This is a genomic window from Lachnoanaerobaculum sanguinis (assembly GCF_033242365.1).
GTDB lineage: Bacteria > Bacillota > Clostridia > Lachnospirales > Lachnospiraceae > Lachnoanaerobaculum > Lachnoanaerobaculum sanguinis.
On the sequence record NZ_BTHK01000005.1, the window covers coordinates 87671 to 107809 of the forward strand.

A 20139-nucleotide genomic window follows, 5' to 3' on the forward strand; every position below is an offset into this window, starting at 1 on the left:
AAAAATGTTAAAATACAAGCTACATTATTAGGTTTTTGTAATTAAAACTGCATAATTCAGAGAGGAGATTTACAATGCTACTAATTGGTAATGGAAGGGTAGTTACTGGAAATCAGGAACAGCCATTGATTGAGGATGGGTCTGTAGTACTGGATGGCAACACAGTTTTAGAGGTTGGAAACTACCGTGATTTGAAGGAAAAATATGCGGATGCAACTTTCGTGGATGCAAAGGGCGGGCTCATAATGCCGGCATTCATCAACACACACGAGCATATTTATTCTGCAATGGCAAGAGGCATGAGCATCAACGGTTACAACCCAAACGGATTCTTGGAGATCCTGGACGGCTTCTGGTGGACCATGGACAGAAATTTAGACAACGAGCTCACATATCTTTCTGCTATGACTACTTATATTGACTGCATCAAGAATGGTGTTACAACTATTTTTGATCATCATGCAAGCTTCGGTGAGATCGAGGGAAGTCTTTTTGCTATTGAAAAGGCTGCGAGAGAGACAGGTGTTAGAAGCTGTCTTTGCTATGAGATATCCGATCGTGATGGCGAAGACAAGATGAAGGCGGCTGTTAAGGAAAACGTTGATTTTGCAAATTATGCAAAAAAAGACGATTCAGACATGATTGCAGGTATGATGGGAATGCACGCAAGTTTCACAATTTCTGACAAGTCAATGGAATATGCTATGTCAAGAAAGCCGGAAGATATCGGATGTCATATCCACGTGGCTGAAGGTATTGAAGATTTATATTCATGCTTAAAAGTACACAACCAAAGAATTGTTGACAGATTATATGATTGGAAAGTTCTTGGCGATAAGTCATTACTTGCACACTGTATTTATATTAACCCGCACGAGATGGATTTGATTAAGCATACAAATACATGCGTAGTACATAACCCGGAGTCAAACATGGGTAATGCATGCGGATGCCCTCCAACAATGGAACTCGTTCACAGAGGAATCGTATGCGGACTCGGAAGTGACGGCTATACACATGACGTTTTAGAGTCATGGAAGGTTGCAAATGTACTTCATAAGCACCATTTATGCGATCCTAGTGCAGCTTGGAGCGAAGTTCCGAAGATGCTCTTTGAGTACAATGCAAATATTGCAAACAGATACTTTAAGAAGCCGCTTGGAGTATTAAAGCCCGGTGCAGCAGCGGATGTTATCGTTGTTGATTATACACCGAATACACCTATGAACGATTCAAATATCAACAGTCATCTGTTGTTTGGAGTATGCGGAAAAGATGTCAGAACTACAATTGCAAACGGAAATATCTTGATGAAAGATAGAGAGCTTCTTCACATTGATGAAAAAGAAGTACTTGCTAAGGTAAGAGAAGGTGCTATGAGACTTGCAAATAAGATCAATGGAAGGGGAAATGCATAATGGGCGATATAATGACACCCATTCCTTTTGATAGGATCATGGGAAGACTCCTTGAGGAGATGGAAAAAGAAGGCTCTTGTTACGGAGTAAAGAAGGCTTATAAGGCTGATAAGAATAAATTTTACACTATTTTCGGAAGAAAATTGGAGACACAGATAGGTCCTGCAGCAGGTCCTCATACACAGCTCGCACAGAATATTATCGCAGGATATTATGCAGGTGCAAGATTCTTCGAGCTTAAGACAGTTCAGAAGATGGACGGTAGAGAGCTTGCAGCTTGCGTTGCCAAGCCATGTATTACAGCTGAGGATGAGTGCTACAACTGTGAGTGGTCTACAGAGCTTACAGTTCAGGAGGCTTTTGATGAGTATATCAAGGGTTGGTTTGCACTTAAGGTTATTTCAAAAGAATGGGATCTTGGCGGCAGTGATGCATTCCAGTTTAACATTTCAGTAGGTTACGATCTTGCAGGTATTAAGCTTCCTAAGGTTGATAATTTCATCAACGGAATGATGGATGCTTCAGAAACACCTATATACAAAGAGTGTAAGGAATATCTTGAGAAGAATTTAAGCAAGTTCAAGAAGTTTACAAAGGCCGATCTTGATGCTATCACTCCTGATATTGTAAATTCCGTAACAGTATCTACATTGCATGGATGTCCTCCACAGGAGATCGAGGCTATTGCATCATACCTTATTACAGAAAAGGGATTAAATACATTTGTAAAATGTAACCCTACTCTTCTTGGATATGAAGTTGCAAGAGAGATGCTTGACAGCATGGGATATGACTACATTGCGTTTACAGATCTTCACTTTAAAGAGGATTTACAGTACTCGGATGCAGTTCCTATGTTAGAGAGACTTATGGCACTCGCTTCTTCAAAGAACCTTGAGTTCGGTGTTAAGATTACAAATACATTCCCGGTTGATGTAAAGAACAATGAACTTCCATCACAGGAAATGTATATGTCAGGAAAGTCACTTTATCCACTTTCACTTCTTGTTGCGAGAAATCTTTCAAGAAGCTTTAACGGTAAGCTTAGAATTGCATATTCAGGTGGTTGTGATTACTTCAATATAGATAAGGTTGTCGGTAGTGGAATTTGGCCTGTAACAGTGGCTACTACTATCTTGAAACCGGGCGGATATCAGAGATTTATTGAGATGTCGCAAAAGCTTGAAAAGCCTGAGATTAAGGCTTGGTCAGGAATTGATGTAGAGGCTCTTGAGAAGCTTGTTTCAGATGTTAGAAGTGATAAGCATCACGTTAAGCCTGTTAAGCCGCTTCCAAACAGAAAGGCTGATAAGAAGGTTCCTTACCTTGATTGCTACATGGCACCTTGTGTAAACAGATGTCCTATCAATCAGGATATTACAACTTACGGAATCCTTGTTAATGAAGGAAAGTATGAGGATGCTCTTAATGTCATCTTAGAGAAGAACCCGCTTCCATTCATGACAGGTCATATCTGTACACATACATGTCAGAGTGCTTGTACAAGAAATCACTATGAAGAAGATGTGCAGATCAGAAGAAATAAGCTTATTGCGGCACAGAACGCATTTGAAAAGGTTGTACCTACTTTAAAGAGCGCTGATAAGAAGAACTTAAAGGTTGCTGTAGTAGGTGGTGGTCCTGCAGGTATCGCAGCAGCATTCTTCCTTGCAAGAGAAGGTGTGGATGTTACTGTATTTGATGAGAGAGATACTATGGGTGGTGTTGTTGCAAACATCATTCCGGGATTCAGAATTCCTGCTGATGATATCCAGAGAGACGTAGAGCTTGCAAAGGCTTACGGAGCAAAGTTTGTTACAAACAAGAGAATTGATGATATAAATGCACTTAAGGCTGAAGGCTTTGATAAGGTTATCCTTGCAATCGGTGCACATAAGGAGCTTCCACTTGAGCTTGAAGAAGGAAAGGCAATCAATGCACTTCACTTCTTAGAGGACTTCAAAAAGACTGAAGGAAAGATGGATCTTGGCGAGAATGTTATCGTTGTAGGTGGTGGAAACACAGCTATGGACGTTGCAAGAGCGGCTAAGAGAGTTCCGGGTGTTAAGAATGTATACCTTGCATACAGAAGAAATGCAAGATATATGCCTGCTGACGAGGAAGAACTTCACGAGGCAATTGAGGACGGTGTAGAGTTCGTCACACTTGTTTCTCCAAAATCATTCAAGGGCGGAAAGCTTGTATGTGCTAAGAATGTACTTGGTGAGCCTGATGCAAGCGGTAGAAGAGGTGTTAAGGAGACAGATGAACTTGTTGAATTACCATGTGATACACTTATCGCATCTATCGGTGAGAGTGTAAGAGGTGACTTCTATACAAGCAACGGTATTGAGATCGACAAGAAGAATCTTCCGGTACTCGATCCTGTTACTCTTGAGACAAATGTTAAGGGAGTATATGCTGCAGGTGACGGTGCTAAGGGTGCATCTGTTATTGTAAAGGCTATTGCCGACAGTAAGAAGGTTTGCGAGGCTATCGTAAATCATGCAATCGGTGAGCTTAAGATTTCCGATACTACTGACGAGAAGGTATACTCATACAGAGGAATCCTTGAAGAGGTAGAGGAGAAGAAGGCTGACAACAGATGTTTAGCTTGTGACTATATTTGTGAGAATTGTACAGAGGTTTGTCCAAACAGAGCTAATGTATATGTTAATGTAAAGGGTAGCCATCAGATAGTTCATGTGGATTATATGTGCAATGAGTGCGGTAACTGTGAGACATTCTGTCCATACGCTTCTGCACCATACAAGGATAAGCTTACATTATTCGCAAGTGAAGAAGACATGCTTGATTCAGAAAATGACGGTTTTGTAATCGTTAAGGGAAGCAAGGATGTTAAGGTAAGAATTGACGGACAAAATCTTGTATATAGAATAGGCGAGAGCAATGACAAGCTCAATTATAGATATGCTGAACTTATCGACACTATCTATAATGAATATGAGTATTTGCTCCTATAATATAGACTGAGATAAAATATGATATAGTTAAGATATGCCACCCTAAAAAGTGGCATATTTTGCTATGTAAGGAGATAATATGAAGAGAGTTTTTATTAAGGGTGGAAAAATAGTAAATTCCAAAGAAAGCTTTGTTGCCGATATACTCATTGAAGATGAGAAAATAAGCAAAGTATTTAAAAACGGTGAGGTAGCTAAGCTTGATGAAGATACAAAGGTAGTAGATGCTTCCGGTAAGCTTATATTCCCTGGATTTATTGATGCACATACACATTTTGAATTGCATGTGGCAGGCACAGTGACATGTGATGACTTCTATTCAGGAACAAGAGCGGCGATAAGCGGTGGAACTACAACTATTATCGATTTCGGCACCCAATATAAGGGAGAAACTCTTAACGAAGGCATGGACAATTGGCTTAATAAGGCTAAAGACGGAGTATTCTGTGACTATGGAATACATATGTCAATCAGTGATTGGAATGAAGAGGCTAAACGCCAGTGTCAGGATATGATGGACAGAGGCGTTACCACTTTTAAAATTTACCTGACATATGACATTCTTCTGCATGACAATGAGGCTTTTGAGGTACTACAAAGACTTAAGGAAGTTGGAGCGATTACCGGAGTACACTGTGAGAATGCAGGACTTATCTTTGCACTTCAGCAGGAATTTGTGGAAGCAGGATTACAGAACAAAGTTTCATCTCATTATAAGACCAGACCGGCTGCAGCTGAGGCGGAGGCTATTAACAGAATACTTCATCTTGCAGAGGTGGCAGGAAGTGATATAATTGATGTCCATTTGACCTGTAAGGAAGGACTTGATGAGATAAGGGCTGCAAGAGAAAGAGGACAGAAGGTATATGCGGAGACCTGTCCACAGTATCTTACTATGACCAACAGTCTGTATGAGTTACCCGGATTTGAAGGAGCTAAGTATGTTATAGCGCCACCACTTAGAGAACAGTCCGATATTGATGAGCTTTGGAAGGCTATTGCGGACGGAGAAATTCAAACTGTAGCAACAGATCACTGTTCTTTCACATATGAGCAAAAGAAACTTGGAATGGAAGATTTCAGAAAGATTCCGGGAGGAATGCCGGGTGTAGAGACAAGAGGTATTGTAATGTATTCCGAAGGTGTTGCTGCGGGCAGAATCAGTGTAGAAAAGATGTGTGAAGTACTTTGTGAGAACCCTGCAAAACTCTACGGACTTTATGACAGAAAGGGATTCATAGAAGAAGGCTTTGATGCCGATATCGTCATATTAGATCCTAATGCTCAGACTAAGATTACTGCCGCTACTCAGGTTTCAAAATGTGACTATGCACCGCTTGAGGGTAAAGTACTTAGCGGACATATCGACACAGTATTCTTAAGAGGTAGCGAAATAGTTGACAATACCAAAATCAAAGATACTCCTGAAGGTAAGTTCTTAGCAAGAAAGCCGTATCAGAAATTTTTATAATAATCCTGTTTTTAGACGCCATGATTTATTCTGTATTTAAATAAATCATGGCGCTTTTATTGATTTTATAGTATAATGCTTTAATATAGAAAAAAATGGTGTAGCGGATTGGCTCAAACCGTTACGGAATATAGAAGGGGAAATATGCGACTTATTGATACAAAAGATGCCGTAGGGCATATGCTCTGTCATGATATAACGCAGATCATAAAAGGTGAGAAAAAAGGTCCTGTATTCAGAAAGGGACATATAATAAGAGAAGAAGATGTGGAGGTACTGCTTTCAGTTGGTAAGGATCATATCTATATCTGGGAAGTAAATGAAAATATGCTGCATGAAAATGATGCGGCACTTATGCTTTATGATATGTGTAAGAATGAACATCTTACAAGAGATCCGGATATAAAAGAAGGTAAGGTCGAGTTGATTGCAGAATGTGACGGACTCTTAAAGATAGATAAGGAAAGAATCAACAAGCTCAATTCACTTGGTGAGATGATGATTGCGAGTATACATGATAACTTCCCTGTAAAGGCCGGTCAGCATCTTGCAGGTATGAGAGTCATACCGCTTATTATAGAAAAAGAAAAAATGGAAAAGGCAAAGGAAATTGTGGGAGATAAGCCTCTCTTTGAACTTTTACCATATAAACAAATGAAAGTCGGAATAGTGACTACAGGTAATGAAGTTTACTACGGAAGAATAAAGGATACCTTTACACCTGTTGTTATAAACAAAATAAAAGAATACGGTGCCGAAGTTATAGCACATGAGATAAGCAGTGATGATGTGGAAATGGAAATAGAGTGCATAAAGAAGGTCATGGCTGCAGGAGTGGATATTGTACTTTGCACAGGCGGAATGAGTGTGGATCCTGATGATAAGACACCTTATGCTATAGGACAGAATGCAAGCAGGGTTATTACTTATGGTGCACCTGTACTTCCGGGTGCCATGTTTATGCTTGCTTACGGCGGTGAAAATGAAAATGTAACCTTTATGGGACTTCCGGGCTGCGTAATGTATGAGAAGAAAACAATATTTGATATTGTATTGCCAAGAATTATGGCAGGGGAAAAGGTGGAAAAGTCTGATATTGACTGTTTGGGAGTAGGCGGATATTGCATGCATTGTCCGGTATGCATATTCCCGAATTGTTCATTTGGTGTGTCATAAATTAAAAGGAGCGAGGATATGGACAAGGAATTATACAAAGTTATAGCTGAGTCAAAGAAAAACGGATTAAGAACATTTGTATTTACATCATTGGGTGATAAAGATTATGGCAGTAAGGCTGTAATAAGAGAGGGAGAGCTTGCATGGATAAGTAAGGATACAAGCTTTTTCAAGGAAAATCTTGAACAGATAAAGGAAATAAATAAATCCGGTATGGTAGAGATAGCCGGTAACAGAGTATATGTAGAGCATATATGTAATACAAGCAAGATTGTAATCTGCGGTGCCGGTCATACAAGTATTGCTATGATTAAGATAGGTCAGATGCTTGGCTTTGAGATGGTAGTTGTAGAGGATAGAGAAGAGTTTGCCGATAAGGCAAGGGCTGCAGGTGCAGACAGAGTTTGTTGTGAGGATTTTTCATCAGCACTTTCAAAATTTGAATCCGACTATGATACATATTTTGTAGTAGTTACAAGAGGACATCAGTGGGATAAAGAATGTATCAGAGAAATCCTTAAGAAACCATATGCCTATGTAGGACTTATGGGTGCAAAGAGAAGAGTCGGCTTTGTACTTGATGCCATCAGAAGTGAGGGTTATGATGAAAAGAAGATTGATGAAATCTATAGTCCGATAGGACTTGATATAAATTCAGAGACTCCTGTAGAAATAGCTATTTCAATTTTTGCCGAGATAATATCTGTAAAAAATGCAAAAAATAAAAATGTCGGCTATATAGACGGAATGCTTGAGAAGATAGAGACCAGTGCTGAAAGAATGGTCATGGCTACTATAGTAGGAAAAAAAGGTTCCGCGCCAAGAGGTGTCGGGGCAAAGGCATTGTTTTTAAAAGACGGCAGCTTTGTCGGAACTATCGGCGGAGGAAAGTCCGAACATGACATTATGGTCAAGGTAGAAGATATACTTAAGAAAGATGATGATATGCAACCATATTTATTAAATGTTGATCTTACAGATGATGAAGCGAGCATTGAAGGTATGGTTTGCGGCGGAAGAATAGAAGTACTTCTTGAACTTGTTTAAGATTAAATATGAGAGATTGTTACAATAGAAAAATTGACTATATGAGAATCTCCGTTACCAACAGATGCAATTTCAGATGCACATACTGTATGCCTGAAACAAAAAAAGTGGAAGAGACTCTAAGCCTGGATGAAATATATGAAGTGGCATTTGCGGCAAGCGAATGCGGTATTACAAAGTATAAGATCACAGGTGGTGAGCCTCTTATAAGAGACGGTATAGTTGATTTTATAAAAAAGCTTCATACCTTGGATAATATAAAAGACATTACAATGACAACAAACGGGTTTTACCTTGAAAAGCTCGCTAAGGATTTAAAGAAAGCGGGACTTTCAAGTGTAAATATAAGTCTGGATACTCTTAAGAAAGAGAAATTTAAAAAAATTACCGGTGTTGATGCATTAAATGATGTAATGGCAGGTATAAAAGAAGCTATAAATGCAGGAATAAGTACAAAGATAAATACAGTAATACAAAAGGGTGTAAATGATGATGAGCTCTTTGATATTATAGAGCTTGCAAAGAATGATAAATTAAATATCAGATTTATAGAGATGATGCCTATTGGGCATGGCAAGGAATCAATCGGGATAAGCAATATCGATATCCTTGAAAGAATAAAAGAAAGATACAATGTCGCCGAGGATAATAAAAAGTATGGTAACGGTCCTGCAAAATATATAAAACTTGAAGGATTTACCGGAGCTATAGGCTTTATCAGCGCAATGCACGGAAAATTTTGCGACAATTGTAACAGAATAAGATTTACATCTACAGGAAAACTAAAACCATGTCTTTGTTATGAATCAAATATTGATGTAAAGGATATTTTAAAAAATACTGAAATCGGATCTGAAAAAAAGCATAATATATTAAAAGAAAAAATCAGAGAATGTATAGCAGGAAAGCCCGAAGCTCATGCTTTTGAAGACTTGTCAAAGATCAGTGAAATGAAAGATATGGTAGAAATAGGTGGGTAATGGAAAATAATATAGAAGTTTTAGCGGTATGTATCAGTGAGAAAAAAGGCACTGAGAAAAAAGAAGTAGAAAAAATTGTATTAAAAGAAGATTGGGGTATCGAGGGAGATGCACATGCGGGAAAATGGCATAGACAGGTCAGTTTATTGGCATTTGAAAAAATAGATGCTTTCAGAAAAAAAGGCGCCGAAGTAGATTTCGGAGCATTTGGTGAGAATATAATTGTGGGTGGAGTAGACCTTAGAAGTCTGCCTGTGGGAACTGTACTTGAAATAGGAGAGGCAAAGCTAAAAGTTACACAAATAGGCAAGGAATGTCACAGTCACTGCAATATATATAAAAAAATGGGGGACTGCATTATGCCGAGAGAAGGCATATTTGCAGAAGTATTAAAGGGGGGAGTTGTACAAAAGGGAGAGAGTATAAAAGTTATTGAAAAAGAAGAAGGTCCGTACAGAGTGGGTATAATTACCGTTTCTGACAGAGCTTCAAAGGGGGAATATGAGGACAAATCAGGTCCTGTTATAAAGGAATTGGTGGAAGCTGCCGGAATGGAGGTAGTTGATTATATTATAGTTCCGGATGAGAAGAGTCAAATAGCAAAAAAACTGTTGTATTTCAGTGATCAAAGACAGGTGGATTTAGTATTTACTACAGGGGGTACAGGATTTTCCAAAAGAGATGTTACTCCGGAAGCAACAAAGCAGGTTGTGGAAAGAGAAGTACCCGGTATAGGAGAGGCGCTTAGAGCCTATTCTCTTACAATCACACCGAAGGCTATGTTAAGTCGCCAAACTGCAGGTCTAAGAGGAAATACTCTGATAATAAATTTACCGGGTAGTCCGAAGGCTTGTAAAGAGAATATTGAATATATAATGACACCGCTAAAGCATGGACTTGGAATATTGAGCGGTAGAGAGACAAATTAAAGACAAGAGGGAGATATTTATGAGATTGAAGAATATTTGTAAAGTGTTTAGTGTAGTTGCAGCATTGACATTAGCAGGTTGTGGAGGACAAAAGGCCGCAGAAACCACAGCACCTGAAACCACAACAACCGCAGAGTCAAAAGCAGAAGAGACTAAGGCAAGTGAAGAAACAACCAAAGCCGAGAACACAGCAGATACATCAGCAATCAATGTATTTGCGGCAGCATCATTAAAATCTGCAATGGAAGAAATCATTACAGAGTACAATAAGGCTAATCCTGATGTAAAGATTGCTTTAAATACAGATTCATCAGGTAAACTTCAGACTCAGATTGAAGAAGGGTTTGCATGTGATATCTTCTTCAGTGCCGGAAAGAAGCAGATGGAGAAGTTAAAAGAAGGCGGATTTATAAAAGAAGGTACTGATGTTGATCTGCTTCACAATAAGCTTTGTATAGTAGCACCTAAGAACTCAGAGACAAAGGTTACAGGCATTGCCAATATAAAGGATGCCAAGTCAATATCAATCGGTGAAAGTAGCGTTCCTGCAGGTGCATATGCAAGAGAGGCGCTTTCAAAGGCTTATCCTGACCTTGGTATAAGCAAGGAAAGTACAGGTGCCGAGCTTCAGGAAAAGCTTGGACTTGAAGTGATTGAAAACTCTAATGTTACAAAAACACTTTTATCTGTTGTAGAGGGATTTGGTGAAGTAGGATTTGTATATGTTACAGATACTTATGGAAAAGATGATGTTCAGATCATTGAAAAGATAGATGAGAGCCTCACCGGAAAAATTACATATCCTATAGCAAGAGTAAACAATGACGAAGCTGATGAGAAGATAAGTGCCGAAGCCGACAAGTTCTATGATTACTTAAAGTCAGATGATGTAAAGAAAGTATTTGAAAAATATTTATATGAATAATGTTTTAGCACATTTAGACTGGAGCCCTTTTTTTATAACTCTAAAAATAGGGCTTCTTTCTACAATAATATGTTTTTTTCTGGGTGTGGGACTTGCCTATGTCAGTCTTTACATGAACAAAAGGATAATGGCGATATTTGACAGCATACTTACATTGCCCATGGTACTTCCGCCTACAGTAGTGGGATTTTTCCTGCTTCTTATATTTAGCCGAAGAAGACCGGTAGGCATCTTTTTATACAGTAATTTTCATATAAAAATAGTACAAAGCTTTATAGGTTGTGTACTGGCGGCATTCATTATAGCTTTTCCGCTAATGTATAAAAATGCCAAGTCGGCTTTTTTACAGCTGGATAAGAATCTTATATATGCAGGCAGAACTTTGGGGCTGTCAGAGTTTCAGATCTTCTTTAAAGTGGTATGTCCTATAACATCACCATCACTTTTTTCAGGTGCGATTTTAAGCTTTGCAAGAGCGATAGGAGAGTATGGTGCGACATCCATGCTTGCCGGTAATATATCGGGAAAAACCTCCACAATATCACAGCAGATAGCTTATCTTGTACAAAATCAGAGCTATCTTGAAGCCGGAATATGGGTAGGTATTGTGCTGTTTATCGCATTTTTAATAATGCTTTTGATGGAGTATATACAGAGGTAGTATGCTTGAATTAAATATAAAAAAGAAACTTAATAATTTTACTTTGGATATAGAATGTAAGCTTGACAGCAACAGAATAGGAATACTTGGGGGTTCAGGAGCCGGAAAAAGTATGATTTTAAAAATGCTTGCCGGTATTGAAAAGCCTGATAAAGGCTATATAAAACTTGATGATCGGCTGCTTTTTGATTCTGAGAAAAAAATAGATATAAAACCTAAGGACAGAAATATAGGATATTGCTTTCAAAACTACGCACTTTTCCCAAATCTTACAGTGTATGAAAATATAGTTATAGGTCTTAGTAAGTCTGAGAGAGCCGATGCGGACAAGTTTCTTGAGAAGTTTGAACTCACAAAGATAAAGGATTCAAAACCGAATAAGATAAGCGGAGGTCAGGCGGCAAGAGTTGCAATGGCAAGGATACTTATCAGAAAGCCGAAAACATTACTGTTTGATGAGGCATTTTCTGCACTTGATATCTATCTTAGAGATCATATACAGGAAGAAATAGCACAGATCTTGGAAGACTTTGAAGGCAGTGCAATATTCGTTTCACACTCAAGAGATGAGGTATACAGGCTTTGTGACAGTACCATGGTAATTGATGCAGGTAAAATTTCAAATCTTGGAAATACAAAGAAAATATTTAAATACCCTGAGACAAAAATAACTGCAATACTTACAGGTTGTAAAAATATTTCCGATATAAGGTATATTTCAGATAATACTATAGAGGCTATAGATTGGGGAATAAAGTTTAAGTTTTTAAAAGAGCTGCCAAAGAATATAAATGCCATAGGCATCAGAGCTCATGAGTTCGTGCCTGTATGGGAAGAGACCGGTACCAATCTGATAGAGTTTAAATTAAAGAGTAGGGCAAAGCTGCCATTTGAGGATAATTATTATCTGTATACAAACGGAAATTCAGACATTACCTGGCTCGTGCAAAAGGATATAAAAGAAAAGATTGCCGGCAGGGGATTGCCCAAATTCTTACAGATAGATGAAGAAAATATATTATTATTGAAATAGAATGGAGAATATATGGAATTTACACATTTTGATGATAACAAAAATGCGGTAATGGTAGATGTTTCAGATAAGGATATTACAAACAGAGTTGCTGTTGCAACAGGAAGAATTACTCTTTGTGATGAAGCTATGCAGGCTGTAACGGGTAAAAAGATAAAAAAGGGTGATGTACTTACGGTAGCTCAGGTTGCAGGTATTATGGGACAAAAAAGGACTTCAGAGCTTATTCCCATGTGCCATAATATAAACCTTACAAGCTCAAAGATAACCTTTGAAATTGAAGGGAATGATATAATCGTATTCTCAAAAGCAAAGACTACAGGTAAAACAGGTGTGGAGATGGAAGCATTGATGGGGGTAAATATTGCACTGCTTACCGTATATGATATGTGTAAAGCTATTGATAAGAGAATGCGTATAAGCGATATTCATCTTTTAGAGAAAACCGGAGGAAAAAGCGGAGACTTTTATTTTTAATAAAGAGTGAGGGTGTAACTTAGCTTTAAGTCGCACCCTCATTTTTAAAATATTATATTTAAGTATAAATGTTTTATTGTGCCGGCTTAATATAAGCTGTAGCTACATAAGCCTGTCCGCCATTGTAATTGATAATAGACCATGTTGAATCATGTTCTCCTGCATAATCTACACTTACACCTACATTTAAAGTTGCAAGTATGTCTCCGTCAAGGCTTGGTGAAGAACGAACATGTAACCTTGCTGTTGTAACATACTTAACACTTGCAGCAGTCTCAGGTGCAGTCTCCGCACTTGTTTCTGAAGTATCGGTACTGTCTGATGAAACGGCTGTAGTAGTTGTAGTATTTGTTGTATTGGTTTTCTTCTTTGAAGGAACAAGTGATCTAAATAAAAGAATCAAAACAATAAGTATTACAAATCCTATGATTACCTTGGTCAAGTCTGCAGTGTTAACTGTAGGCTTTTTCTTGTTCTTTGAAGATTTTTTTACAACTCTTCTTCTTTGAGAACCCTCAGTACCTGTACTGCTTGCTCTTTTTTGAGAACTGTCATTTCTAATAGGTGTAACCACGGGTGATACACGGGTTTTTCTTGGAGAGTACTCATTTATAAATGTCTGTACTTCCTCCGAGAGCAATTGACAAGCAAAAGTTGCATTAAACTCCTCGTTATTATTTTCAAGTATCGCTTTATTTCCTATAGAACGAATTTTATGATAATGTTCAAATGAGTCATATGAAATAACATTACTTGTATACAAAGAATCTATAATATCGGTAATACTCTGCTCATCGTCATCATCACGACCGCTGAGCTGCTTTATTATGATTTCCAAAGTCTGTTTTGCCTTAATCATTGACAAGTTATACTCTTGAGCCGCCAAAAGCTTTTGGGTATCATAAACTCCGTTTTGAATCTGCTGCCATGCAGTATTGTTGGTTGAGTTTGCCATCAGGTAAACCTCCTATAAAATCGATTATATATCTGTGAATAAAAGTTCAAATACAAAGCTCACAGAAACCTAGCTTTATTATACAATATAAGCTGTATAAAAGACAACATTTAGTGAGAATTATTCGCAAAAAAGGAGGTAAAATTTATAAAAAAATCGACTCTTCACAAGAAAGAGCCGATTTATAATTAAAATATTTTATTTTATGCCTCAGCGATGCACTCGATTTCGCAAAGAACTCCCTTTGGAAGATCTCTTACAGCGAAGCAGCTTCTTGCAGGCTTTGATGTGAAATACTTTGCATATACTTCATTGAATGCAGCGAAATCAGCAATATCTGCAAGGAAACATGTTGTCTTTACAACTTTGTCCATTCCTGAACCTGCAGCCTCCAAGATAGCGGCTACATTCTTGCAGCTCTGCTCTGTCTGTGCTGTGATTCCCTCCGGAACCTCACCGTTAGCAGGATTTACAGGAATCTGTCCTGATGTGAAAACAAGTCCGTTTGTGATAAATCCCTGTGAATATGGTCCTATTGCACCCGGTGCATTTTTTGTATCGATTACTTTCATGTGAATCTCCTTTTTCTTTTTCTTATATTTTATACTAATTTTTAGATTTGTACACCCTCTTTTTACTGTTGTATGTGAATTTTATTTGATTATAAATATTTAAGAATTGATTTACTGGTATTGATTGTAAAAAATTGATATAATTAAATTATTATTGCTTCAAAGATTAAGCGTAACAGGAGGTTAGAATCTATGGGACTTATTTCAGCTATAAGCGGTGCCGCAGGAGGCGTACTGGCAGATTCATGGAGAGACTATTTCTATGAAGATTCGCTGGAAGGGGATATAATTGTAACAAAGGGTAAAAAAAGAGTGGACCAAAGAGGTTCAAACAATAAATCCACAAATAACGTTATTACAGACGGCTCTATTATTGCAGTGGCAGACGGACAGTGTATGATAGTCGTTGAAAACGGAAGAGTAAAGGATGTCTGTGCGGAAACCGGAAAATATGTTTACAGTAACACTGAAGAGCCTACGATTTTTGCAGGTAATCTGAAAGAGACAGTTAAAAGAACCTGGGAACAGTTTAAGAACAGACTTGTATTTGGCGGTGGTGCTACAGGAGACAGCAGAGTCTATTACATCAATACAAAAGAGATACCGGGATTTAAATTCGGAACTTCAACACCGATACCATATAGAATAGTTGATTCAAATATCGGATTTGATTATGAGACAAAAATCAGATGTCATGGCAGTTACTCTTTTAAAGTTGTAGACCCTCTGCTTTTTTATCAAAATGTATCAGGAAATGTAGACGGTGATTATAGACTTGAAGGACCTATGTTAGACCAGATGAATGCGGATCTTTTGAATTCACTTCAGCCGGCATTTGGAAGACTTTCAGGAATAGGATCAAGATACAGTGATATTCCAAACCATGCTATGGAACTTGCAGATGAACTTAACAGTATAATGTCAAGCAAATGGGGAGACAGACTGGGAATTGAAATCGTTTCATTTGCAATAAGCGGAATATCCATTCCACCGGAAGATGAAAAAGATATAAAGCAGATGCAAAGAGCAGCTGTTTTACAGAATGCATCTATGGCAGCTGCAAATCTTACTTTGGCTCAGGCTGATGCTATGAGAGATGCGGCAAAAAATTCGGGCGGTGCAATGATGGGATTTGCAGGCATGAATATGGCAGCCCAGATGGGTGGAATAAATGCAAATCAGCTCTATCAGATGGCTGCAGATGAGCAGGCCAGGCAGCAGATGAATCAGGCCGGGCAGACAAATACCATGCAGCAAAACGGAGTATCTCAGCAGGGCAGTACTCAGCAGGCGGCAACCACATGGACCTGCAGTCACGGACATGGAAACAATACCGGAAAGTTTTGCTCCGAATGCGGAGAGCCGAAGCCTGTAGCAGCTTCCATTCATTGCTCATCTTGCGGATATACTCCAAACGATCCGAGCAATCCGCCAAAATTCTGTCCGGAGTGTGGAAAACCGTTTTAAAGAATGGAGAAAATATGAATAATATAGATAAAGTAACACTTACGATACCAAAAGAGAAAAATATTGCATTGATTGCACATGACGGCAAAAAGCCTGATATTATAAACTGGTGTGAAGAACATAAGGATGTTTTGGCAAAACATAAATTGTACGGAACAGGTACTACAGCCAGACTTATAACCGAAAAAACAGGTCTTACCGTAAAGGGATACAATTCAGGTCCTCTTGGAGGAGACCAGCAGATAGGTGCAAGAATAGTGGAAGGAAAGATTGACTTTGTTATATTCTTTACCGATCCGCTTACTGCGGCACCTCATGACCCTGATGTGAAGGCACTGCTTCGTATAGTTCAGGTATATGATGTACCTATGGCTATAAACAAATCCAGTGCGGACTTTATAATAACATCATCACTTATGGATACCGAATACGACCATGATGTTATAAATTTCAAAGAGAACGTTTCACAAAGGGTTAAGGAAATGTCATAAAATGACTTGCAGAGAAGCCAGAAAGCTCATCATACCATTTATACATGACGAGCTTTCAATTGAGGAAACAAGAGACTTTTTGCAACATGTAAGGAGTTGCAAAGCATGTATGGATGAGCTGGAAATCTATTATATTGTTGAAGTGGGTCTTGATAAGTCGGATGGTGAAGATATTGATTACAATCTGACTGCAGCTCTAAACAGCCATATAAGAGAGGCCTACCAAAAGATTTTTATATTATTTATCGGTAGGGTGCTTAAGTATTCCATAAATACACTGATGTTTTTCGGAGTGTTTATTATTGCCATGATGCAGTTACGAATTTGGTTCTTTTAGTAGGAGATATATGAAGAAATTAGTTCTGATAGACGGACATAGTATTTTAAACAGAGCATTTTACGGAGTTCCTGAGCTTTCAAACTCACAGGGCTTACATACCAATGCGGTTTACGGCTTTTTGAATATCATGTTCAAGATTTTGGACGAGGAGGCGGCTGATTATATAGCAGTCGCTTTTGACTTGTCTGCCCCGACATTTAGACATAAGGCATATGCGGAATACAAAGGCACAAGAAAGTCAATGCCTGATGAACTCAGAGAGCAGGTTCCGCTTATAAAGGATGTGCTCTCTTCAATGAATATACCTATACTTACAAAAGAAGGGTATGAGGCCGATGATATTATAGGAACCATTGCAAAGAGATATCAAAGCGATGAAGTTTTTGTAAGTGTAATATCAGGTGACAGAGATCTTTTGCAGCTGTCCGATAAACATATAAAGATAAGGATCCCAAAGACTTCAAAGGGTGTTACAACAGTTCATGATTACCTTCCTGAGGATGTAATGAATGAATATGGTGTTACACCGAAGGAGTTTATAGATGTAAAGGCACTGATGGGAGATACCTCAGATAATGTGCCCGGAGTCCCTTCCATAGGAGAAAAAACGGCTACAAAAATCATACAGGAATATCATTCTATAGAAAATGCAATTGAGCATGTGGATGAATTAAAGCCGCCAAGAGCTTCAAAAGCATTAAGTGAGCATGTAGAGGATGCAAAATTTTCAAAGATGCTTGTTACTATAGTAACCGATGCTCCTATAGAAGCTGATATTTCAGATATGGAAGTGGGAAATCTCTACACCAAAGAGAGCCTTGAATGGATAAACAAGCTTGAGTTTAAATCCTTCCTAAAAAGATATGAAAATGTAGAGATAGAAGCAAGTATCGAACTTGATACAAGTGTAATTGATAAACAGGAAGCATGGGAGAGCTTTTACACTGAGCTGAAAACTTCAAAAGAATTCGGCATTTCCATATGCCTGGAAGAGACGGCTATAAAGAGCTATCATGTAAATTCGCTTTATGCCATATCTATTACCTTGGGAAATAAATCCTATATCATAAAGGATATGGAAAATATTTCGGACATACTTGAGGAGATCATCCGACTTGATGCCGGAAAGTATATACTTTCATTAAAGCCTCTTATAAAGCTTGTAAAAGATATGAAGGCGGCAAAGAACTTCTATGATATTTCAGTGGCGGCATATCTTATTAATCCTTTAAAAGACAGCTATTTTGTAGAGGATATTGCAAGAGATTATATGGAAAGTGCCTGTTCTTCAGAGAGTGAGATGATAGGCAAGGCTAAACTCAATGAAGTCTTGAGATTTAACGATGAGAAGGCAATAAATTATTTTGCCACAGAAAGCTATGTGGCACTTCATGCCAAAGAAAATATCTTGGCAAAGCTTAAAGATTTGGAACTTACAGAGCTTTATGAAAATGTGGAAATGCCTCTGATATATTCACTTGCGAAGATGGAAAACACCGGAGTAAGAGTGGATGAAGAAAGACTGAAAAAATATGCAGACACATTGCTTGAAAAAATAGCAAAGCTTGAAGAAAGTATAACAAAAAAAGCCGGAGAAAGCTTCAATATAAATTCTCCAAAACAGCTTGGAGAGATACTTTTTGAAAAGCTCAAGCTTTCAGGAGGAAAAAAGACAAAGACAGGTTACTCTACTGCGGCGGATGTACTGGAAAAGCTTGCACCTGAGCATGAGATAATAAGAGATATACTTGAATACCGTCAGCTTACAAAGCTTAATTCGACCTATGCAACAGGACTTGCAGGATATATAAGAGAAGACGGTAGAATACATGGTACCTTCAATCAGACAATTACTGCAACAGGACGTATTTCATCTACAGATCCGAATCTGCAAAATATTCCTGTAAGAACCGAGATGGGAAGTAAGATAAGAGATATCTTTGTACCGAAGGAAGGCTATGTATTTGTGGATGCAGACTACTCTCAGATAGAACTTAGAGTTTTGGCTTCACTTTCAGGTGATGAAAAACTTATAGAGAGCTATCACTCTGCAGCGGATATTCATGCGGCTACGGCATCACAGGTTTTCCATGTGCCGCTTGAAGAGGTGACACCGGAGCTTAGAAGAAATGCCAAGGCTGTAAACTTCGGAGTGGTATACGGTATCTCCGCATTCGCACTTTCGGAAGACTTAAGTATATCAAGAAAAGAAGCTCTGGATTATATTAATAATTATTTTAAGATATATGGCGGTGTAAAGACATTCCTTGATAAACAGGTGGCGGATGCCAAGGAAAAAGGCTATGTAAAGACAATGTTTGGCAGAATCAGACCGATACCTGAGATAAAGAGTTCAAACTTTATGACCAGATCATTCGGTGACAGAGTTGCAATGAATTCGCCTATACAGGGAAGCGCTGCGGATATTATGAAAATATCCATGCTGAAAGTGGATGATGCGTTTGAAAAGAGCGGATTTGACGCAAGAATTGTATTGCAAATCCACGATGAACTTTTGGTGGAAGTAAAAGAAGAAGAGGCGGCAAAAGTCTCAGAACTTGTAGAAAAGGCGATGAAAGAGGCGGTAAGCCTCAAAGTTCCGCTTGAAGTAGATGCTCATATAGGAAAAACCTGGTTGGAGGCAAAATAATGAATATTTTGCTTTTGGGAGGTATAGGCTCCGGAAAAAGCGAAGCCTTGAAAATACTTAGAGAAGAGCATTTTGCAAATATAATAGAAGCCGATAAAGTGGCACATTTTTTATATGAAAAAGACAGGGCAGGTTACACTGCCCTTAGGTCGGTTTTTGGGGATATTATACTGGATGATAAAAAAAACATTGATAGAAAAAAATTAGGTGATATACTTTACTATGATAAAGAGAAATTAAAGCTGGTAAACAGTATAATACATCCTTTGGTATATGAAGAAATTAAAAGCCGACTTTTAGAGAACAGATTGAATGTGGTGGAGCAGGCGCTTATGCCTGATAATAAGGATATCTATGATGAGATTTGGTATCTGCATACAGATATTGAAATCAGAACAGACAGACTTATATTATCAAGAGGGCTTGAGAAAGAGAGAATTGAGCAGATAATCGCAAAGCAGCCAAAAGAGTCGGATTTTGAGTCTATTGCGGATAAAATTATACAAAATAACGGCGATAGATCTGAATTGGAGAAAAACATAAGAGAGGCTTTGAGGTGATAC

18 protein-coding genes are annotated in these 20139 nt (G+C 38.3%); 16 read left to right on the forward strand and 2 right to left on the reverse strand.

All coding sequences use genetic code 11. From position 1 onward, the window contains the following. The first annotated feature begins 74 nt into the window (after window positions 1–74). From ssnA to moaC, 11 genes are all read left to right on the forward strand, one after another. Window positions 75–1418, forward strand: coding sequence for a putative aminohydrolase SsnA (gene ssnA / locus SBH76_RS04675; protein ID WP_314097461.1), 1344 nt, complete (start codon window positions 75–77; stop codon window positions 1416–1418). Next, window positions 1418–4402 carry a putative selenate reductase subunit YgfK gene (ygfK, locus tag SBH76_RS04680; RefSeq protein WP_317976967.1) on the forward strand — a complete coding sequence of 995 codons (2985 nt, stop codon included), beginning with the start codon at window positions 1418–1420 and terminating at the stop codon, window positions 4400–4402. Before ssnA ends, ygfK begins: the two co-directional genes overlap by 1 nt. A 79-nt stretch (window positions 4403–4481) precedes the next feature. Next, window positions 4482–5873: a dihydropyrimidinase gene (gene hydA, locus SBH76_RS04685; protein WP_317976968.1), complete on the forward strand. Its 1392-nt coding sequence runs from the start codon at window positions 4482–4484 to the stop codon at window positions 5871–5873. Window positions 5874–6017: 144 nt separating this feature from the next. Then, window positions 6018–7049 carry a molybdopterin-binding protein gene (locus SBH76_RS04690; protein ID WP_317976969.1) on the forward strand — a complete coding sequence of 344 codons (1032 nt, stop codon included), beginning with the start codon at window positions 6018–6020 and terminating at the stop codon, window positions 7047–7049. An 18-nt stretch (window positions 7050–7067) separates the two neighbouring features. Then, window positions 7068–8096, forward strand: a complete 1029-nt coding sequence (locus SBH76_RS04695; protein WP_317976970.1) for an XdhC family protein — start codon at window positions 7068–7070, stop codon at window positions 8094–8096. Window positions 8097–8104: 8 nt separating this feature from the next. Beyond that, window positions 8105–9076: a GTP 3',8-cyclase MoaA gene (moaA, locus tag SBH76_RS04700; protein WP_317976971.1), complete on the forward strand. Its 972-nt coding sequence runs from the start codon at window positions 8105–8107 to the stop codon at window positions 9074–9076. Then, entirely contained in the window at window positions 9076–10005 is a 930-nt protein-coding gene (mog, locus tag SBH76_RS04705; protein ID WP_317976972.1) for a molybdopterin adenylyltransferase, read from the forward strand. Before moaA ends, mog begins: the two co-directional genes overlap by 1 nt. A gap of 19 nt (window positions 10006–10024) precedes the next feature. Further along, window positions 10025–10930 (forward strand): molybdate ABC transporter substrate-binding protein, encoded by a 906-nt coding sequence (gene modA, locus SBH76_RS04710; RefSeq protein ID WP_317976973.1) that lies wholly within the window; start codon window positions 10025–10027, stop codon window positions 10928–10930. Continuing rightward, window positions 10923–11591, forward strand: coding sequence for a molybdate ABC transporter permease subunit (gene modB, locus SBH76_RS04715; RefSeq protein WP_009662933.1), 669 nt, complete (start codon window positions 10923–10925; stop codon window positions 11589–11591). Before modA ends, modB begins: the two co-directional genes overlap by 8 nt. A 1-nt stretch (window position 11592) precedes the next feature. Next, window positions 11593–12624: a sulfate/molybdate ABC transporter ATP-binding protein gene (locus SBH76_RS04720; protein ID WP_317976974.1), complete on the forward strand. Its 1032-nt coding sequence runs from the start codon at window positions 11593–11595 to the stop codon at window positions 12622–12624. 12 nt (window positions 12625–12636) lie between these two features. Continuing rightward, window positions 12637–13101, forward strand: coding sequence for a cyclic pyranopterin monophosphate synthase MoaC (gene moaC, locus SBH76_RS04725; protein WP_317976975.1), 465 nt, complete (start codon window positions 12637–12639; stop codon window positions 13099–13101). Between the two features lie 73 nt (window positions 13102–13174). On the opposite strand, the gene SBH76_RS04730 is transcribed toward moaC, so the two are convergent. Continuing rightward, window positions 13175–14056 carry an SH3 domain-containing protein gene (locus SBH76_RS04730; protein WP_009662890.1) on the reverse strand — a complete coding sequence of 294 codons (882 nt, stop codon included), beginning with the start codon at window positions 14054–14056 and terminating at the stop codon, window positions 13175–13177. A 203-nt stretch (window positions 14057–14259) separates the two neighbouring features. Next, window positions 14260–14628 (reverse strand): RidA family protein, encoded by a 369-nt coding sequence (locus SBH76_RS04735; protein ID WP_007596054.1) that lies wholly within the window; start codon window positions 14626–14628, stop codon window positions 14260–14262. Window positions 14629–14820: 192 nt separating this feature from the next. On the opposite strand from SBH76_RS04735, the gene SBH76_RS04740 reads away from it, so the two are divergent. From SBH76_RS04740 to coaE, 5 genes are read left to right on the forward strand one after another with little or no spacing between them, the layout of a single operon-like run. Continuing rightward, the gene (locus tag SBH76_RS04740) at window positions 14821–16095 is read left to right on the forward strand and encodes an SPFH domain-containing protein (RefSeq protein ID WP_317976976.1); all 1275 of its coding nucleotides are present in this window, start codon (window positions 14821–14823) and stop codon (window positions 16093–16095) included. Between the two features lie 14 nt (window positions 16096–16109). Further along, the gene (locus SBH76_RS04745) at window positions 16110–16586 is read left to right on the forward strand and encodes a methylglyoxal synthase (RefSeq protein WP_007596063.1); all 477 of its coding nucleotides are present in this window, start codon (window positions 16110–16112) and stop codon (window positions 16584–16586) included. Between the two features lies 1 nt (window position 16587). Beyond that, on the forward strand, window positions 16588–16923 hold the full coding sequence (locus SBH76_RS04750) for a zf-HC2 domain-containing protein (RefSeq protein WP_317976977.1): 336 nt from the start codon (window positions 16588–16590) through the stop codon (window positions 16921–16923). 10 nt (window positions 16924–16933) lie between these two features. Beyond that, the gene (polA, locus tag SBH76_RS04755) at window positions 16934–19576 is read left to right on the forward strand and encodes a DNA polymerase I (RefSeq protein WP_317976978.1); all 2643 of its coding nucleotides are present in this window, start codon (window positions 16934–16936) and stop codon (window positions 19574–19576) included. After that, window positions 19576–20136: a dephospho-CoA kinase gene (gene coaE / locus SBH76_RS04760; RefSeq protein ID WP_317976979.1), complete on the forward strand. Its 561-nt coding sequence runs from the start codon at window positions 19576–19578 to the stop codon at window positions 20134–20136. Before polA ends, coaE begins: the two co-directional genes overlap by 1 nt. Window positions 20137–20139 lie beyond the last annotated feature (3 nt).

Coding starts and splice junctions, on each gene's coding strand:
- ssnA (WP_314097461.1), top strand. CDS start 75: ATGCTACTAATTGGTAATGGAAGGGTAGTTACTGGAAATCAGGAACAG.
- ygfK (WP_317976967.1), top strand. CDS start 1,418: ATGGGCGATATAATGACACCCATTCCTTTTGATAGGATCATGGGAAGA.
- hydA (WP_317976968.1), top strand. CDS start 4,482: ATGAAGAGAGTTTTTATTAAGGGTGGAAAAATAGTAAATTCCAAAGAA.
- SBH76_RS04690 (WP_317976969.1), top strand. CDS start 6,018: ATGCGACTTATTGATACAAAAGATGCCGTAGGGCATATGCTCTGTCAT.
- SBH76_RS04695 (WP_317976970.1), top strand. CDS start 7,068: ATGGACAAGGAATTATACAAAGTTATAGCTGAGTCAAAGAAAAACGGA.
- moaA (WP_317976971.1), top strand. CDS start 8,105: ATGAGAGATTGTTACAATAGAAAAATTGACTATATGAGAATCTCCGTT.
- mog (WP_317976972.1), top strand. CDS start 9,076: ATGGAAAATAATATAGAAGTTTTAGCGGTATGTATCAGTGAGAAAAAA.
- modA (WP_317976973.1), top strand. CDS start 10,025: ATGAGATTGAAGAATATTTGTAAAGTGTTTAGTGTAGTTGCAGCATTG.
- modB (WP_009662933.1), top strand. CDS start 10,923: ATGAATAATGTTTTAGCACATTTAGACTGGAGCCCTTTTTTTATAACT.
- SBH76_RS04720 (WP_317976974.1), top strand. CDS start 11,593: ATGCTTGAATTAAATATAAAAAAGAAACTTAATAATTTTACTTTGGAT.
- moaC (WP_317976975.1), top strand. CDS start 12,637: ATGGAATTTACACATTTTGATGATAACAAAAATGCGGTAATGGTAGAT.
- SBH76_RS04730 (WP_009662890.1), bottom strand. CDS start 14,056: ATGGCAAACTCAACCAACAATACTGCATGGCAGCAGATTCAAAACGGA.
- SBH76_RS04735 (WP_007596054.1), bottom strand. CDS start 14,628: ATGAAAGTAATCGATACAAAAAATGCACCGGGTGCAATAGGACCATAT.
- SBH76_RS04740 (WP_317976976.1), top strand. CDS start 14,821: ATGGGACTTATTTCAGCTATAAGCGGTGCCGCAGGAGGCGTACTGGCA.
- SBH76_RS04745 (WP_007596063.1), top strand. CDS start 16,110: ATGAATAATATAGATAAAGTAACACTTACGATACCAAAAGAGAAAAAT.
- SBH76_RS04750 (WP_317976977.1), top strand. CDS start 16,588: ATGACTTGCAGAGAAGCCAGAAAGCTCATCATACCATTTATACATGAC.
- polA (WP_317976978.1), top strand. CDS start 16,934: ATGAAGAAATTAGTTCTGATAGACGGACATAGTATTTTAAACAGAGCA.
- coaE (WP_317976979.1), top strand. CDS start 19,576: ATGAATATTTTGCTTTTGGGAGGTATAGGCTCCGGAAAAAGCGAAGCC.